This window comes from Xenorhabdus sp. XBWT (assembly GCF_059072735.1).
In genome coordinates this window covers 2,389,794-2,409,623 of record NZ_CM180990.1, presented here as the reverse complement: position 1 = coordinate 2,409,623, position 19,830 = coordinate 2,389,794, and the positions used below count along the sequence as shown (strand labels likewise).

The 19,830-nt window shown below is 50.3% G+C and carries 6 protein-coding genes (1 of these 6 cut by a window edge); 4 read left to right on the top strand and 2 right to left on the bottom strand.

The features are described 5' to 3' along the window. The first annotated feature begins 19 nt into the window (after positions 1 to 19). The 4 genes from AC5JQI_RS10590 to AC5JQI_RS10575 all read left to right on the top strand — a co-directional run bounded on the left by AC5JQI_RS10590 (position 20) and on the right by AC5JQI_RS10575 (position 4,259). The gene (locus AC5JQI_RS10590) at positions 20 to 772 is read left to right on the top strand and encodes a cache domain-containing protein (RefSeq protein ID WP_493912126.1); all 753 of its coding nucleotides are present in this window, start codon (positions 20 to 22) and stop codon (positions 770 to 772) included. A 36-nt stretch (positions 773 to 808) separates the two neighbouring features. Beyond that, positions 809 to 2,095 (top strand): 4-aminobutyrate--2-oxoglutarate transaminase, encoded by a 1,287-nt coding sequence (locus AC5JQI_RS10585; RefSeq protein ID WP_493912125.1) that lies wholly within the window; start codon positions 809 to 811, stop codon positions 2,093 to 2,095. Between the two features lie 198 nt (positions 2,096 to 2,293). Then, the gene (locus AC5JQI_RS10580; RefSeq protein ID WP_323854619.1) at positions 2,294 to 2,692 is read left to right on the top strand and encodes a DUF805 domain-containing protein; all 399 of its coding nucleotides are present in this window, start codon (positions 2,294 to 2,296) and stop codon (positions 2,690 to 2,692) included. Positions 2,693 to 2,717: 25 nt separating this feature from the next. Further along, positions 2,718 to 4,259: an NAD(P)/FAD-dependent oxidoreductase gene (locus AC5JQI_RS10575; protein WP_493912124.1), complete on the top strand. Its 1,542-nt coding sequence runs from the start codon at positions 2,718 to 2,720 to the stop codon at positions 4,257 to 4,259. Positions 4,260 to 4,339: 80 nt separating this feature from the next. Here the strand turns inward: AC5JQI_RS10575 and panP are convergent, their stop codons facing one another. Then, complete coding sequence (panP, locus tag AC5JQI_RS10570) at positions 4,340 to 6,049, bottom strand: pyridoxal-dependent aspartate 1-decarboxylase PanP (protein ID WP_493912123.1); 1,710 nt, start codon at positions 6,047 to 6,049, stop codon at positions 4,340 to 4,342. An 85-nt stretch (positions 6,050 to 6,134) separates the two neighbouring features. Further along, positions 6,135 to 19,830, bottom strand: partial view of an amino acid adenylation domain-containing protein gene (locus AC5JQI_RS10565; RefSeq protein ID WP_493912122.1) — the 3' portion only. 1,043 nt of this gene lie beyond the right edge of the window; 13,696 of the gene's 14,739 nt are visible here — the last part of the coding sequence; its start codon lies beyond the right edge, outside the window; its stop codon occupies positions 6,135 to 6,137.

Here is a 19,830-nt window from a genome sequence, read left to right as displayed (position 1 = left end):
TCAGGAGAGAGGGAGGCATATGTACAACGACATACACGTAGAACGGGCCAGGAGCATCCTGGACGATATCCTGATTGCAGCGAAGCAGGCCACCGCGGCTCTGGCGGATAAGACAGCGCGGATTTTATTGGATCTGCCGTTATATCATACAGAAGGAGTCCGCTTGGCACAGGAACAACGCGGCGCATTGCAAACACATATTTACGATGTACTGAGTAACAACGCATGGTGTAACGGGGCAGGATTTGCCAGCTATTCGGTAACGCAAGCGGTTGGAGAGGAGGATGGCTACTGGACGCTAGAGTGGTGGCGTCAGGAAGGGAATAATATTCAGCATGCACAGCTGGAACACAATCAGGAGCAGCGCAGGCGTCTGGATTTCCGGTTTTTTGAATGGTTCCGGCAGCCGGCCAGCAGGCATCTTCCTGTCATTGACGGTCCTTATGTGGATTATGTCTGTAACGGCGCCTACACGATTACGATAGCCCATCCGGTGCTTATCGGTGAAGAGTTTGCCGGTGTTGCGGCAGTGGATATGCTTGTCTCGACGTTGGATAACCTACTTCTGCCGGCTCTGAGTGCCATCGGTAAGCCAGCATTGATTATCAATAACGATGCGCGTGTCGTGACTTCGACAGTGCCGGGAGTGCGTTCCGGTTCGCTATTGAAAAGCCAAGGCGTTAATCGGTCACCCGATGGTGAAATACCTTCATTGCATCTGGTGATCCTGCCGTCATCACACACTGAATCACACAGGGCGTTTTTCTGTTGAAGCCCACTTATTCAGATTGATCAGGGAATTCTACTTATGATTGAATCCATGTTAGCTAAAAGGCGCAGCGCGGCTATTGCGAAAGGCGTTGGCGTGACCACTCAAATCTATGTTGAACGCGCGGAAAATGCTGAAATCTGGGATGCCCAGGGGCAACGCTATATTGATTTTGCCGCCGGTATTGCCGTGGTGAACACCGGACACCGCCACCCACGGGTCATTGCGGCCGCCAGAGAACAGCTGGAACAGTTTACCCATACCTGTCATCAGGTAGTGCCTTATGAAAACTATGTAGCGTTGGCTGAACGACTGAATCGCCTGGTACCGGGTAATTTTGTGAAGAAGACCGTTTTTGTTACCACCGGGGCTGAGGCAGTAGAAAATGCAGTTAAGATCGCGCGGGCCGCTACCGGACGTAGCGGCGTGGTGGCGTTCAGTGGCGCTTTTCATGGCCGTACTTTCCTTGGTATGTCATTAACCGGCAAAGTGGCACCATATAAAATGGGATTCGGCCCGCTGGTTAGCGATGTTTATCATGTCCCGTTTCCGGTAGGGCTGCACGGCATCAGTGTGGAACAGACGCTGAATGCGCTGGAGGATCTCTTCAAAACCGCTATTGAGCCTACGCGCGTCGCTGCCATAATCATCGAACCGGTACAGGGAGAAGGCGGTTTCTATCCTGCACCTCCTGAACTGCTTAAATCCCTGCGTGAAATTACCGATCGCTACGGTATTGTACTCATTGCCGATGAAATCCAGACCGGTTTCGCGCGTACAGGCAAACTGTTTGCCATGGAACACCATAAAGTTGCGGCTGATCTGACCACGATGGCAAAAGGTCTGGCGGGAGGCTTCCCGCTGGCGGCGGTAACGGGACGGGCAGATCTGATGGATGCTGTGGTACCGGGTGGCTTGGGCGGAACTTATGGCGGTAATCCGGTAGCGATTGCGGCTGGTCATGCGGTGCTCGATGTGATCGAAGAAGAGAAGCTGGCTATACGTGCGATTCAGCTAGGGGAGCGACTGAAACAATGTCTGCGTGAACTGCGGCCGCGTGTCCCGCAGATCGCCGACGTACGAGGGCTTGGGCTGATGATTGCGGTGGAGTTTAACTGTGCGGACAGTCAGGAACCCGATGCCGGCTTTACCAACGCGGTACGTCAGAAATCGCTAGAGCGTGGTCTTATTTTGTTGACGTGCGGTATACACGGTAACGTGATCCGTTTCCTTCCTCCGCTGACTATACAAGATGAAGTTTTTGACGAGGCGCTCAGCATTCTGGAATCTGTGCTGCTCGATCTGAACCATAAAGAGGAAAAGTAGTGGCTGGAAGCTCTTTACTGGTTACTGGTGGACGATAAAACTCAGGGAGCCGTCACTGCTGGTATTTTGAGGTAGTTATCCCCCCAACGGCGAAGTTATCGCTTCGTTAGCAGGCATGCTGCGCCAGTGTAAAAGGGATTAACCGAAAATGAGTATGACGGCAAGGAGGAACCCGCTGGTTCATAAGAGAGGCCAACAATGTACTGGTATTTAAATGTATTAAAGAATTATATCTGTTTCAGGGGGCGAGCCAAGCGTAAGGAGTTCTGGTATTTCGTTCTGTTTCAGATTCTGGCTGTTCTCATCATTTCTTTCCTGGAAAGGCTATTTGCTGTTGCCAATCCCGAAATTTATATGGGGTGGTTCAGTGCTATCTATCTGCTGCTCACATTTTTACCAGCGCTGGCGGTAAATGCTCGCCGCCTGCACGATATCAACTGTAGCGCTTGGTGGCTACTGTTACATCTTATCCCATTTATCGGCACTGTTATCTTACTGATTTTCGCCGCTCTTAAAGGGCAGGCGGGTAGCAATAGATACAGTTCAGATAACAGGATTAACTCACAGAAAAATACCTCAGACCAGACTAACGGGTAAATTCCGGTCATAAAGGAGTGCTGAAATGGCAATGAACAGAAGAGATTTTATCTCAACTACCGTGACCCTTGCTGGGGCGGGAGTACTTTCATCTATCCTTCCCGCCACATCTTTGCTTGCCCGGGCCTTAACTGCGGTCGGTGCTCCGGTCGTCAATATTGGCTCACTCCGACCGACGCTGTTGCAGGATTCACAGTACAGAACCAGCCGATTGGGATTGGATCCTCGCATCTGGAACTGGCATCGAGACGCGGCTGTCAACGCCATGCCAGCGAACTACTATGAGGCTTCTCTGGCCGATTGGCCAGATTTTAGACGTTTTTCTGGAGACCAGACGTGTGAGGTTGTCGTCATTGGCGGTGGGTTGCTGGGTGCTTCCACAGCGCTGCATCTTGCAGAAGCGGGCGTGGATGTGATTCTGGTTGAAAAGGATAACATTGGTTCGGGAGCCTCTGGCCGTAATGGGGGACAGATGACCCCCGGAATTGCCCGCTGGGGTGCTGAAACTATACTGGAAAAATTTTCACCTGATGAAGCCAAACGTTTATGGAGTTTTGCATCGGTTGAAGCGATGAATCTTGTAGATGAACTCCAAGAGCGTTACGGTTTTGAATGTGACCGCAAATATGGTCATATTACCGCAGCGATACACCCGGGTCATATGGGGTCATTGGTGGCTGATGCTGATGCCCGGCGTCATCTGGGGGATACGGCGGTGAAGGTTATCGGGCCACACGAATTGCAGGAACAGTATGTGAGTTCGAGTATCTATCATGGTGCCAATATAGACAGCATCGGTGGACAGGTTCAGCCTCTGGCGCTGCTGCGAGGTCTGGTTTATGGTTTTGCCAGACTGGATGGACGAGTTTATGACAATACGAAAGTGAAGAGTATCAGGCAGGATGCCAGCAGCACGATCATAGAAACTGAGCGGGGAGTTATCAGGGCGAGTAAAGCCGTGGTACTGGGGGTGCATGGCTCTACTGATAAGTTTATATCCGGCTTTTCTACTACAGTGCCTTTTTTCACCTATGTGGCGGTAACTTCGCCTTTGACGGTGGATATCAAAGAATTGATCCCGTCAGATCTGCCAGTCTACGATACACAGTTACAAATAGACTATTATCGCGCGGTGCGCGACAACCGTCTGTTGTTTGGTGGACAGGGTACTGGCAATTCCTGGTCACCGCGTGATGTGAACAATTATTTGCTTAATCGTATCAAAACAGTATTCCCGAATCTGGCAAAACCCGAATTGGAATATTCCTGGAGCGGGATCAGCGACCTGACTTTGAACGGGGCCACCGATGTCCGCAAAAGTGATGACAACGTCCCTGTGTATATGGTACATGGTTGGAGTGGTCATGGAGTGGCACAGACGGTGCGCATTGGTAAAGCCATCAGCGACGATTTCACCGGACTCAACCACGACTTTACTATGCTTACTCACATCGATCATGCAAGTATTCCTCTGGGTTCCTATCTCTCACCGGTGGCTCTTCCATTGATTAAAGGTGCTCTGGGAGTGATAAGCACACTTAACCCGGCAGATATGATTTCATTCTGAGTGGTTCGCTTCTATTAACCGAGAGGCCGCGATTCATTGACCGCTACACATGACTGGGGAAAGGTTAATTCGTCGCTGTGTTAACCCCCGCGTTCTGTTGGGTGTAAATCCTGTAATGCCTGCCAATATGGGCTTCGTTGAGCCAGTTGGCGTTGCTCTTCCAGCATATTCTCAAGTATTTCAAATGTTGTCAGTGGGTTAGCCAGTACAACACGAAAAACAATAGTTGGTTGTCTGGCCCATTGCACCGGATTGATACAGGTGCGTGAAACAAAAGAGTTCCCTGCATTCCATTGCATGGCTTGGATACTTTGGTTGAGAGCATTGAGCGTTTCATGCCACTTCTGTTTCACGGTTTCAGACCCTTCGCGTAGTTCTTGTAACACCGCACGAGGTACGTATCGGTAGGTCAGCAAGCAGAGTTGGGGTTCGCTGATTAATTCGAAATCTTCTTGTTGGCGGATAAGATCAGCAAATTGGCGTGCTTTCTCAATGCTGGCATCTATCAGGTGACTCAATCCCCGTCGGCCTAGCAGGTGTAAGTTACTGTGTAACATCAGTGACATTGCGCTGCGAGAGCCTTCCAAAGTATGTTTCCCAAGATCTTTAGACCCCTTGCGTAAAATGTAGTTGGCATGTTGGGCAATGGCATCAGTCAGGGTAGGCTGACTGAACAGCACCATGCCTGCACCCATTGGGACATACATTTGTTTGTGGGCATCAATGGTGACTGTATCAGCTCTTTCAATACCTGCGAATAAATGCCGATAACGTTCTGACAACAAACTGGCACCTCCCCAAGCGGCATCGACATGGAAATGACATTGCTCTTGTTCAGCGATATCCGCCAGAGTATTCAACGGATCGATAGCACCGGTTTCTGTTGTACCGGCAATCCCGACAATGGCCATCGGCTTGATATTGCGTTGGCGCAGATTCTGCAATTGTGTCAGCAGGGCATTAATACAGATCCGTCCGTCTTTATCAGTATTGACTTTTACCAGTGCGTCCTGTCCCAGACCAAGTACATCCGCCGTTTTTTTCAACGAATAGTGTCCCAGTTCTGACACCAGAATTGCTAATCCACTGTAGCCATAATGAAGCATCCCTCTGGCCAGCCCTTCGCGTGCAAGACCGGCAAAGTCGCCATTGGCGGGCATGAGTTGATTCCGGCACGCCCACATGGCGGTTAAGTTAGCCAGTGTTCCTCCAGAACAGAATGTTGCCAGAGCATGCTCACTGTTATGAAGCCATTGCTGATAGAAGTTATCATCACGGTTATATACCAGTTTGTGCATCATCCCCAACACTTGGCGTTCCAGTGCGGTTAACACATGCGATGTTTCCAGCTTGACCAGATTTTGATTCAATGCGGTCAATATCTTGCCGAGCATAGGTAAGTGATTAGGGAGAGCAGATGTCATATGACCAACAAACGTTGGTGATGAGACAGGCACAACGTGATTGAGAATATCGTCGCTTAAATGCCGGGCATAGGCTGCGGTTTCAACCGGGAATTCTGGAATACTGACCGAAGAGAACATTTTCTCAAGTTCGGCCAGTTCGCATACCGGCTTATTTAACTCGCGATGACAATAAGTTACAGGGTCACCTGCGATGTCTGTTTCCAGTTCGAATAGCTCTGTTCCATCAGCATGAGAGATAAATTGATTGAGCAGCGCCTGCCATTCCTGTTCATTCAGGCAGGAAGTATCAAGCGCCATTTTATCTGCCTCGTCGAGATTCAGACTATCAAGAAAATGCAGCATAGTTTGCCTCTTTTGAGTCACTCATCCGTCCTGAGTCCGGGCGGTTTCTGCTTTGCGGTTAAAGATTATACTGCGTTCTTGCCAGCTACGAGAGATTTATAAGCCATTATTTAAGTAATGGGTTGTTTATATAATTTAATTTCTGCCATAACGTCATTATCCATTGCTCAACCTGTGATGTGGACAACATAGTCATGTGATTACCGGGCACAAGCATTGTGTTTAGTTGAGTAACATGATAGCCCCACTGAGTTTCACGCATTTTCCTTTCATCTGTATCGCCCTTTTCTGCGTTGATTAAATGAACAACGCCTTCATAACGAGTTCGGGGCTGGTAACTAGTGTTCAGGTTGGCCTGCATGACACGAATGATACCTTGCAACAGTGATATTGGTGTTTTCGCGGGGAAAAGACCGGCTTTCACCAACGCACCATGCAGATACTGAGTCTGTTCATCCGGTTCAAGATTATCAAAATCCCGTCCTGTGAGCGGGAGAGGTTGACTTAATATCATATTATAAATATCAATTAGCTCCATTATAGTCTCGACCCGATTGAATGATTTGATCGCCATACCTTGTTGGTTCGGTTCATCAGTATCAATAAGAATGAGGTCGGAGACAATTTCCCCCTCTGCATGTAATTGCAAAGCCATTTCAAAAGCAATCCAACCACCAAAAGAGTGTCCCAGAAGGTGATAAGGGCCGCGTGGTTGGGCTTGGCGGACAATTTGAAGATAAGCTTGAGCAGCGCCTTCGACACTAGAGTAAGGGAAATCATGCTCGGCGGTAAAACCACGTGCCTGTAGAGCATATATCGGTAATTTTCGTGGGAAAGCCAGTGCCAGATCAAGCAGACTGGAAGGATTGGCACCGGCTCCGGGTATGCAGAACAGCGGTGGTACCAATTGTGATCCCTGCTGAATAATAACACGAGGATCGAATGCAGGAACGGCACGCATATGTTCGACGATTGAGTCCGCCAGATGGTTCAGTAAAGGTGAGCGCATGATGGAGAAATGTGTTCCACCGATCCGGTGAAATTGTGAATTATGACCGACAACATCTTGCCAGCCATGCCATGTATCCCCGTTGTCTGACTTATCTGCTGCATAGAGATGGATAGGCAAGGATGATTTTGGTGCGACATAGTCCTGACCCAATTGTGTTGTCATCTCGGCGGTATGCAGACGCAGAAGAATATCCTCGCGTGTAATACCTGTCGGCAACCATTGGTGTTCAATGCTGTAATCAATAACTTGCTCTAGTCCGGTGAGTTTATTAAGCTCTTCCAAAACTGATTTGTCGCTAATTCCTTGTTGAGTACGCAATGAATCAATGATTAACGCAGTCCGTTTTGCTTCTTGATCTTCCGGTTGTCCGGTTATGATTTCCCGTTCAGAACTGTTTGTACCCGAGGCGTCTGTACCAGAGTCGTTAGCGGTATGATTATAGGAATCAATCATGCCGAGGAATTCCACTGTCTCGCCATCGTTCATGAATTGTTGAGCCATTTCATAGGCAATCAAACCGCCAATTGACCAACCCACCAGACGATAAGGCCCTTGTGGCTGGATACGGCGTATTGCCTGAATATGGCAGGCAGCCAGATCTTCAATCGATGCAGGTGGATGTTCGAGAGTGTGAATACCAATCGCCTGCAACGCATAAACAGGAAGTTCAGGTGGCAGTAAAGCAGCCAGCGGCGAATAAACAAGGGGGTCACCGGAGGTTTCATGTACTAAGAACAAAGGCAATAAAGAGCCTGCCGAATTGAGCGGAACAGGATTTTCATCAAGTGGAGAGATTGGCATAGCGAGACGTTCCCCGATGATCGAAGCCAGATAATATAAGGTTGGGTGAGCGAATAGAGCAGTCAGCGGAATTTCCATGCCTTGCTCACGTATGCGATTCAGCAATTTGACAGCGAGCAGCGAATGACCACCCAGTTTAAAGAAATTATCATGGCGACCGATACGTTCTAATCCCAGTAAATCTTGCCAGATTTGCGCCAAAGCAACTTCTGTTTCACCGATTGGGGCTTCATAGCGATGAACCACAAAAGCAGAGATATCGGGATCAGGCAGTGCATGACGGTCGAGTTTTCCGTTAGGAGTCAGCGGAAAACTGTCCAACATGACAAAAGCACTGGGCAGCATATAGTCAGCAAGGTGCTGGGTGAGTTGCTGACGCAATTCCGCTGGCGTAAGTTCAACACCGGCCTGAGGAAGCAGGTAAGCGACCAGTCGTTTTTGACCAGCCATATCTTGATAAGCAGGCACTTCACGGGTCAGTACCACCGCTTCACGCACACCGTGGCATTGTTTCAGCCGGGCTTCGATTTCACCGGGTTCGATACGGAAACCGCGCAATTTAACCTGAAAATCATTGCGCCCGAGATACTCGATATTGCCATCAGGCAGCCAACGACCGAGATCGCCGGTTTTGTACATACGGGCATCTGAATTTGCAGAGAACGGATCAGGGAGGAAAGATTTGGCAGTAAGCTCCGGACGGTTCAGATAACCACGGGCAACGCCGTTGCCTGCAATATAAATTTCCCCTGCAACACCGATTGGTACAGGCTGACCCTGTGAATCAAGGATATAAATCTGGGTATTGGCAATCGGGCGGCCGATAGGAATAGAACGCGCCATACCGACAGAAGACGGAATCGTATAGGTTGCGACAAAGGTTGTGGTTTCTGTCGGGCCATAGCCATTGATCAAATAGGTTGGTTTTGATTCGGCCAATTGCACTTGCTGAATTTTATTGGGATCAAGCACATCGCCGCCAATCAGCAAGTAACGCAATTGTCCGTACAGGGGTTTGAGTGTGTCGAGGTATTCATTGAACAAACCCGCGGTTAACCAAAGGCCGGTGACTTTCCCCCTGATGAGTGAATCACAAAAACGTACTGGATCAAGCAGTACGGGTTGTGAAACGACATGCAAGCATCCCCCATTGAGCAGGGCTGACCAGATTTCCCACGTCGAAGCATCAAAAGCCATATTGGCACAATGAGCAATGCAATCATCCGGGCCAATATCCGCAAAACCATTATTGATAATCAGACGCAGGACATTGCAGTGCTCAACCATCACTCCTTTGGGCTGTCCGGTTGAACCCGATGTGTAAATCACATAGGCCAGATGGCGTGAGGTGAGTCCCTGAATTTGCGTTTCCGGGTTGTGAATGGATTGAGACTCCAGCAATGCGTCTGACGGGTCGAGAATAACCACAGGCATAGTACCGGGAAGTTTATCGAGTTGTGATGTCTGGGTCAGCAACACAACAGGGGCAGCATCTTTCAGCATATAGGCCAGCCGTTCAGCCGGATAATCCGGATCAAGCGGCACATAAGCGCCACCGGCCTTAAGAATGGCGAGTAACCCCACCACACTGTCAAGGCTGCGCTCAACACAAATCGCGACCCGGGAATCCGGCCGTACACCCAACGCAATCAGATGATGCGCCAGACGATTGGCTCGTTGGTTCAATGCGCGATAACTCAGAGTCTGGCCTTCATAAACCACGGCAGTTGCATCGGGGTGTTGTAAAACCCGGGCCTCAAACTGCTGGTGGATCAGGGTATCCTGCGGAAAATCTGTTTGAGTTGCATTGAAGTCAACCAGCAGTTGTTGTCGCTCTGTTTCCGTCAGCATGGGCAGAGCCGCGATGGTTTGTGTTTCATCATCGGTCATGGCGGTCAATATATTGGTTAAATAGCCGACCATGCGCTCAATCGTTGTTGTGTCGAACAGATCTGCGGCATAGGCCAGAGCGCCAGCCAGGCCCGTTTCAGTTTCAGCCAGTGATAACGTGAGATCAAAATGCGTTTTATGCTGTGATTGTTCGAAGGGTTTCAACTGTAGCCCGGGTAATGTCAGCGTTTGGGCGGGTGTATTGTTTAACGCCAGCATCACCTGAAAGACCGGGCTATAACTCAGATTACGTTCAGGCTGGAGGGCTTCCACCACTTGCTCAAAAGGTAAATCCTGATGGTCATAGGCGGCAAGTGCTCGTTCCCGAACGTGTGCAATCAGCTCAGCGACGCTGAGATCGTGCTTAAATGTGACCCGCAGCGCCAGCGTATTGACAAAGAAACCAATCAGACCCTCAAGTTCATGGTGCGGACGGTTGGCAACCGGTGTGCCGATGACAATATCATCCTGCCCACTGAGTCTGGAGAGTACAATACTCCAGGCCGCCAGCACAGTCATAAATAATGTACTGTTATGGCGCTGTCCAAGCGCCTTAAGCGATGCCAATAACGGGGCATCAAGATGGAAAGAAACCTGATCACCGACATAGGATTGCCGTGCCGGACGGGGCCGATCCGTGGGCAGTGTCAGCAATGCCGGAATACCGTCAAGCTGGGCAGACCAGAAATCACGTTGCTCAGCGAGACTTTTTCCTTGCGATTTATCTCCTTTCAACATGTCATGTTGCCAGACCGCGTAATCCGCATACTGAATAGGCAGTGGCGGTAAAGGATTATCATGACCATCAAGGGCGGCGCGGTAGAAAGCACCCAGTTCTCGTACCAACACACTGATAGACCAGCCATCAGTGATGATGTGATGTAAGGTGAGTAATAACACATGTTCTTCATTTGCCAGTTGCAGCAACTGACCACGCATAAGTGGTCCCTGAGCAAAGTTGAAAAGCATCTGGGCTTCTTGTTCGGCGAACTCGGTAACACGCTGCGTATGAAATGTCGGATCAAGCTGGCGTAAGTCATGGAAAGGCAGGGCAAAACCAGTGTCATCCGGATCAATATGCTGGTACGGTTGGCCTTCAATTGAGACAAAACGAGTGCGTAGACTTTCATGACGTGCTACCAGACAATCCAGAGCAATGGTCAGGGCATGGTGGTCGAGTAAGCCACTGAGATGCAATGCCGCAGGAAGGTGATAAGCCTGACTGGCGGCCGGATCGAGCTGTCCCAGAAACCACAGACGTTGCTGGGCGAAAGACAGAGGTAATGGCTGGCTGCGGTCTGCTGTGGGAATAACCGCGTGCGTTGTTGTGGCACTATCAGCCAATGTGTTGGTCAATGCGTGAGCCAGTTGCATCAGAACAGGCTGGGCAAACAGTTGCTGTAACGACAATTCTCGCGCCAGTGTCTGACGAATACGGGCAACAAGCCGGACAGCCAGTAGCGAGTGACCGCCCAGTTCAAAGAAATGATCATATCGGCCGACTTGTTCCAGACCCAATAGATTTTGCCAGATTTCAGCCAGTGCAATTTCAGTCTCACCGCTCGGGGCTTCATAACGGTGTACAACAAGCGCGGAAGCATCGGGATTAGGCAGTGCCTGACGGTCGAGTTTTCCGTTAGGAGTCAGCGGAAAACTGTCCAACATGACAAAAGCACTGGGCAGCATATAGTCAGCAAGGTGCTGGGTGAGTTGCTGACGCAATTCCGCTGGCGTAAGTTCAACACCGGCCTGAGGAAGCAGGTAAGCGACCAGTCGTTTTTGACCAGCCATATCTTGATAAGCAGGCACTTCACGGGTCAGTACCACCGCTTCACGCACACCGTGGCATTGTTTCAGCCGGGCTTCGATTTCACCGGGTTCGATACGGAAACCGCGCAATTTAACCTGAAAATCATTGCGGCCCAGATATTCGATATTGCCGTCAGGCAAGTAACGGGCCAAATCCCCGGTGCGGTACATCCGTGCATCCGGTTTTTCACTGAACGGGTCGGCCAGAAAACGGGCGGCGGTTAAGTCGGGTCGGTTCAGATAGCCCCGCGCCACACCTGCGCCGCCGATATACAGTTCACCCACCGCCCCCAAGGGGACTGGCTGACTATAAGCATCCAGCAAATAAACCCGCGTATTAGCGGTTGGACACCCGACAAGTACCTTGGTATCCATGTAATCTGCCGGACAATGCCAAGACGTGGCACAAACCGTTGCTTCTGTCGGGCCATAATCATTGAACAATGTTACCCGCTCACACAACGACTGAAATAACACTGAATCAGGTGCTTCACCCGCTAACACCAGCGTCGGTTTTACCGTCAGTATCGGTAAATCCTGACTGCCACGAAACAGGGCTGGAGTCAGAAATGCGTGAGTCACCTTTTGTTCTTCCAAATAATGCCAAAGTCGATTTACATCCTGACGAACTTCATCATCAGGGATAACCAGACAAGCACCACCACTTAATGCTGTCATGATTTCCGATACACTGGCATCAAAACTCAATGAAGCAAACTGCAATACCCGGCTGGTTTTATCCACCTTAAACCGGTTGATTTGGGCTAAAGCCAGATTGATCACCCCCCGATGCTCAACCATCACCCCCTTGGGCTGTCCGGTTGAACCCGATGTGTAGATCACATACGCCAGATGGCGTGAGGTGAGTCCCTGCATTGGCGTTTCTGGGTTGTGAATGGATTGAGACTCCAGCAATGCGTCTGACGGGTCGAGAATAACCACAGGCATAGTACCGGGAAGTTTATCGAGTTGTGATGTCTGGGTCAGCAACACAACAGGAGCGGCATCTTCCAGCATATAGGCCAGCCGTTCGGTCGGATAAGCCGGATCAAGCGGCACATAAGCGCCACCGGCCTTAAGAATGGCGAGTAACCCCACCACACTGTCAAGGCTGCGCTCAACACAAATCGCGACCCGGGAATCCGGCCGTACACCCAACGCAATCAGATGATGCGCCAGACGATTGGCTCGTTGGTTCAATGCGCGATAACTCAGAGTCTGGCCTTCATAAACCACGGCAGTTGCATCGGGGTGTTGTAAAACCCGGGCCTCAAACTGCTGGTGGATCAGGGTATCCTGCGGAAAATCTGTTTGAGTTGCATTGAAGTCAACCAGCAGTTGTTGTCGCTCTGTTTCCGTCAGCATGGGCAGAGCCGCGATGGTTTGTGTTTCATCATCGGTCATGGCGGTCAATATATTGGTTAAATAGCCGACCATGCGCTCAATCGTTGTTGTGTCGAACAGATCTGCGGCATAGGCCAGAGCGCCAGCCAGGCCCGTTTCTGTTTCAGCCAGTGATAACGTGAGATCAAAATGCGTTTTATGCTGTGATTGTTCGAAGGGTTTCAACTGTAGCCCGGGTAATGTCAGCGTTTGGGCGGGTGTATTGTTTAACGCCAGCATCACCTGAAAGACCGGGCTATAACTCAGATTACGTTCAGGCTGGAGGGCTTCCACCACTTGCTCAAAAGGTAAATCCTGATGGTCATAGGCGGCAAGTGCTCGTTCCCGAACGTGTGCAATCAGCTCAGCGACGCTGAGATCGTGCTTAAATGTGACCCGCAGCGCCAGCGTATTGACAAAGAAACCAATCAGACCCTCAAGTTCATGGTGCGGACGGTTGGCAACCGGTGTGCCGATGACAATATCATCCTGCCCACTGAGTCTGGAGAGTACAATACTCCAGGCCGCCAGCACAGTCATAAATAATGTACTATTATGGCGCTGTCCAAGCGCCTTAAGCGATGCCAATAACGGGGCATCAAGATGGAAAGAAACCTGATCACCGACATAGGATTGCCGTGCCGGACGGGGCCGATCCGTGGGCAGTGTCAGCAATGCCGGAATACCGTCAAGCTGGGCAGACCAGAAATCACGTTGCTCAGCGAGACTTTTTCCTTGCGATTTATCTCCTTTCAACATGTCATGTTGCCAGACCGCGTAATCCGCATACTGAATAGGCAGTGGCGGTAAAGGATTATCATGACCATCAAGGGCGGCGCGGTAGAAAGCACCCAGTTCTCGTACCAACACACTGATAGACCAGCCATCAGTGATGATGTGATGTAAGGTGAGTAATAACACATGTTCTTCATTTGCCAGTTGCAGCAACTGACCACGCATAAGTGGTCCCTGAGCAAAGTTGAAAAGCATCTGGGCTTCTTGTTCGGCGAACTCGGTAACACGCTGCGTATGAAATGTCGGATCAAGCTGGCGTAAGTCATGGAAAGGCAGGGCAAAACCAGTGTCAGCCGGATCAATATGCTGGTACGGTTGGCCTTCAATTGAGACAAAACGAGTGCGCAGACTTTCATGACGTGCTACCAGACAATCCAGAGCAATGGTCAGGGCATGGTGGTCGAGTAAGCCACTGAGATGCAATGCCGCAGGAAGGTGATAAGCCTGACTGGCGGCCGGATCGAGCTGTCCCAGAAACCACAGACGTTGCTGGGCGAAAGACAGAGGTAACGGCTGGCTGCGGTCTGCTGTGGGAATAATCGCGTGCGTTGTTGGGGCACTATCAGCCAATGTGTTGGTCAATGCGTGAGCCAGTTGCATCAGAACAGGCTGGGCAAACAGTTGCTGTAACGACAATTCTCGCGCCAGTGTCTGACGGATACGGGCGACAAGCCGGACAGCCAGTAGCGAGTGACCGCCCAGTTCAAAGAAATGGTCATGGCGACCCACACGCTCCAGCCCCAATAATTCCTGCCAGATCTGCGCCAGTACGCTTTCTGCTTCACCAACAGGTGGCTCATAGTTTTGAGTCACCACGGAGGATAAATCAGGGGCAGGGAATGCTTTGCGGTTAAGTTTGCCATTCGGCGTTAATGGGAAAGCATCCAGTATGACAAAGGCACTGGGCAGCATATAATCCGCCAGATGCTGGGTGAGTTCCTGACGCAATTCAGCAGGTTTCAGTTCAATGCCATCGTGTGACCGCAGATAAGCCACCAGTTGTTTTTGCCCTGATTCATCTTCGCGGACGAGCATGACGGCTTCACGTACGCCATAGCATTGTTCAAGCCTTGCCTCAATTTCGCCCAGTTCAATCCGGAAGCCGCGCAGTTTAACCTGAAAATCGTTACGACCGAGATATTCGATATTGCCATCCGGCAGCCAACGACCGAGATCACCGGTTTTGTACATACGGGCATCTGAATTTGCAGCGAACGGATCAGGGAGGAAAGATTCGGCAGTAAGCTCCGGACGGTTCAGATAACCACGGGCAACGCCACTCCCTGCGATATAGATTTCTCCTGTTACACCGAGGGGCACGGGACAACCGCGAGAATCGAGAATGTAGCTATGGATGTTAGCGATGGGGCGACCAATGACGGAAGCTTCCGGTATGCCATGTTCAGCGGAGTATTCATACCAAGTGGCATCACCATTGATTTCGGATGAACCATAGAAGTTGAACAACCGAAGCCAAGGATAATCTGCCACAACTTGTCGTGCCAGTTCAGGCGCAAGCCGCTCCCCGCTGCAAACCAATGTCTTAATCGATTTCAGGCCATTACCGCTGTCTTGTATCAAGAGTTTCAATAGTGATGGAACAACTACTAAATAATTAACACCAAAGCGTTGCAAACCTTCACTGAAACGCACGGGATCTTTCACTTCATGATCGTTGAAAACCACCAGCTTGCCGCCAGACAGCAATGTACCCAGTGTTTCAGTCACTGAATCGACAAAACTGATACTGGTTTTCAGCGCCGCCACTAAAGGCTGAGTTACAATGTCACGTACAAACCACAATAATCGGTTACATAGAGCCTGATGACTGCTCATAACTCCCTTGGGCAGACCGGTTGAGCCTGAGGTATAAACAACATATGCCAGATGGTGTGCCCTGAGTGCCGGTATTGCAGGATTATGATCAGGCAGAGTTTCCGTGAATGTTGCTTGGGAATCAATCATGACGATAGGTATTGATACAGAATCAGTATGGGTAAATATATTGCCTGATGCTGTTTGGGTCAGCAGCACTATCGGTGATGAATCCTCAAGCATATAGAACAGCCGCTCAACCGGATAAGCCGGATCAAGGGGCACATAGGCGCCACCTGCCTTGAGGATGCTAAGCAATCCCACCACCATTTCCAGACTACGTTCGGCACACATTGCAACCCTGTCATCCGGGCGGACACCCAATGAAATTAAATGATGTGCCAGACGGTTAGCACGGCGGTTCAATTCGTCGTAACTGAGTGACTGATCTCCGCATACGATAGCGATATATGCAGGATGGCGTGCGGCTTCGGCTTCAAATAGCTGGTGGATGAGTGCATGTTGCGGGAAGTCAGCCTGTGTGGCGTTAAAGTCCACCAGCAGTTGTTGCTGCTCTGAGGCTGGCAGGATTGGCACTTGCAGAACGGGCTGTTGCGGATGATGAGCCAGAGTATCAGTCAGCCCGCTGATGGCGGTAATCATATAGCTGATGACACGGGCAGGATCAATTCCATCAACGGCTTGGATCATTAAGTGGAAGTCTGTTCCCAAATCATCCACTGACAGGCTGACCGGATAGTTGGTTCGCTCTTCGGCGGTTAGAATGCGCATACCTGTCCAGACGCTGTTAACTGTATCAGCTTCGCTGACCTGACTGTGACGATAGTTCAGCAAGGCGCTGAACAATGGCATAGGGTGTGCCACGCCACTGCATTGTTGAGCCAGCGATAACGGTGCCTGTTCATGTTCCAGCAACTCGGTCAGATTGCGGTATGTGGCTTGTACTACCTCTTGCACGCTGTGTCCGCTCAGGGAGATCCGGATTGGCAGGGTATTGATGAACATCCCCAGTATTCTGCCGGCACCTGAAATTCCTTGCAGACGTCCCAATAATACTGAACCAAAGACCACATCATCGTGACCACTGGTTTGTGCCAGCACTTGTGCCCAAGCGACATGGAACAGGACGCTGGGGCTGACACCCAGACGACGGGCCTGAGAGCGAATAGCTTGCGCCAGTGTTATGTCAACCGGGAGGCGGGCTTTGCTGATAATACTGTTATCACTCTGTACCTTGAGTATCCCAAATGGTGTGGTGGGTTCATCTACGTCAGCAAATCGGGTACGGAAATAATCCTCATGCGCCGTGACAGGCGTATTCAGAGTCTGGGCAATAAAGTTACGGTAAGGCAATGCCGCTGGCAACATTTCCGCCTGTCCCGGTAGCTTATTTCTTAACAACAGGGAAATTTCAGCGAAAAGCAGCTCCAGTGTCATATGGTCGCTGACCAGATGATGAAAACGCAAAGACAATAACCATTCATCTTGCATTGGATCGTGAGCAATATCAGCGGCGAACAGCGGCGCTTGATTTAGGTTAAGACGATACCGACGTGGATCAGTATGGGCCTGTAGCTGAGTTTCGACATTATCCGCTGTAGCAGGCGTGAAAATGTTGATCTTTAGTTTTGCCTGACGCCAGACCACCTGAACTGGCTGGGCCAGATCCTGCCAATAAATGGAAGTACGCAGAATATCATGGCGATTAATGACCTCTTGCAGAGCATTCAAAAAGGCAGCAAGGCGTTCACGGGTATCGAAAGCCTGCATACTTTGCAGCAGATAATCATCCCCTTGTATCTGCAACAAATGTTGAAACAGAATACCTTCCTGCAACGGCGCCAGCGGGTAGATATCTTGCACATTACTTACCCCGCCCGGAATTGTGTCTGTAATGGCGTCGATTTCAGTTTGGGACAGCGAAACCAGCGGCAACATATCGGGTGTGATCCCATGACAATCTGTGGGGATAAGATTGGGTGGCACCGCAAACTCGCAAATATCGCTTGGATATACCAGAATGGTTTTTGCCAGTTCGCTGAGAATAGGTGCAGCAAACACACTGCGTACATCCAGCCGCCAGCCAAAGCCATGCAGTTGTTCAATCAGGTTGACGATCATCAGCGAGTGCCCGCCAAGCTCAAAGAAATGGTCATGGCGCCCGACTTGCTCCAATTTCAGTAAATTTTGCCAAATCCGGGCTAAAGCCGTTTCCACTTCTCCGATTGGCGCTTCATATCTGCGCGTTGCCATAGCCGATAAATCAGGTGCAGGAAGTGCCTGACGGTCAAGTTTTCCATTGGGAGTCAGCGGGAAAGTGTCGAGTACCATAAAGGCGCTGGGCAGCATATATTCGGCAAGGTGCTGAGTAAGTTGCTGGCGTAGCTCCGCAGGGACTAACTCAACACCATCCAAAGGTTTCAGGTAAGCCACCAACTGTTTCTGATCTGCTATGTTTTGATAAGAAATGTCTTCGCGTAGGATAACCACGGCTTCACGTACACCATTGCATTGCATCAATTGTGTTTCGATTTCACCCAGTTCAATCCGGAAGCCCCGTAATTTAACCTGAAAGTCATTGCGGCCAAGATATTCAATATTGCCATCGGGCAGCCAACGACCAAGATCACCGGTTTTGTACATTTTGTTCATACGCGCATCGGTATCTTTGGAGAACGGATCAGTAAGGAAACGTTCAGCAGTCAGTTCAGGCAAGTTGAGATAACCACGGGCAACTCCGGCTCCGGCAATATGAATTTCGCCGGCAACCCTGAGCGGCACAGGTTGACCCTGTGGATCGAGAATATAAATTCGGGTATTGGAAATCGGGCGACCAATAGGAATAGAACGAGCAACATCAACCGAAGATGCAATAAGGTAGGTGACGGCAAACGTGGTGGTTTCTGTCGGGCCATAGCCATTGATTAAATGCAGCGGTGGCAATTCAGCCAATTGCACCTGCCGGATTTTCCGTGGATCAAGCACATCGCCACCCACAAGCAGATAATGTAATTGGCCAAACAAGGGTCTGAGCGTGTCGAGATATTGGTTGAATAAACCGGCAGTCAGCCAGAGAGCAGTGACTCGCCCCTTAACCAGTGAATCACAGAAGCGTACCGGGTCGAGCAGTACGGATTGAGGGACAACATGCAGACGTCCGCCATTAAGCAGGGCAGACCAGATTTCCCAAGTCGATGCATCAAACGCAATATTGGCACAATGGGCAACACAGTCATCTCGACCAAGATCAGCAAAACCGTTATTGATGATAAGGCAGAGTACATTGCGATGTTCAACCATCACTCCTTTGGGCAGACCGGTTGAGCCGGAAGTGTAGATCACATTCGCCAGATGGCGTGATGTCAGCCCCAATGCCTGTGCATCCGGATTGTGAGACGGTTGTTCTGCCAAGAACGACACTTGTGTATCGAGCAAAAGTGCAGGTATGGCACCGTCAATTTTGTCCGCGTGTACAGCCTGAGTCAGCAAAACGACTGGCTCCGCATCCTTGAGTATATGTGCCAACCGCTCGGCCGGATAAGTCGGATCCAGTGGTAAGTACGCACCGCCTGCCTTGAGAATGGCAAGCAGACCAATAATCAAATCCAAATTACGCTCACTGCATATCGCTACCCGAGAGTCAGGACGGACACCCAATGTCATTAAATGGTGCGCCAGCCGATTGGCCCGGCGGTTCAGTTCGTCATAACTGAACGACTGTTCTTCATAGGTTACCGCTGTGGCATCAGGGGTTTTAGCTGCCTGTGCTTCGAATAGTTGATGGATCAGGGCATCCTGCGGGAAATCCGCCTGAGTGGCGTTGAATTCCACCAAGAGTTGTTGTTGTTCTGAATCCGAGAGCATCGGTAAGCTGGCGATAGATTGTGTTGTATCCTGCGTCATTGAAACCAGAACTTGCTTCAAGTAGCCGACTATACGCTTTATCGTGGCGGCATCAAACAAATCAACAGCATATTCCAGTTCACCGAACAGCCCCGCATCCGTTTCGGTCAGTGATAATGTCATATCAAAGTGAGTACTGTGGCGCACTTGTTCAACAGGCGCGAGTTGCAGGCCGGGCAGTGTCAGGGTTTTGGCCGGCGTGTTATTAAAGGCTAGCATTACTTGAAAAATAGGACTGTAGCTCAGGCTGCGTTCAGGTTGCAGGGTTTCTACTATCTGTTCAAAAGGCAGATCCTGATGGGCATAGGCAGCAAGTGCCCGTTCACGGACTTGGGTCAGTAGATCGGCAACGCTGGTGGTATGACTCAACGTA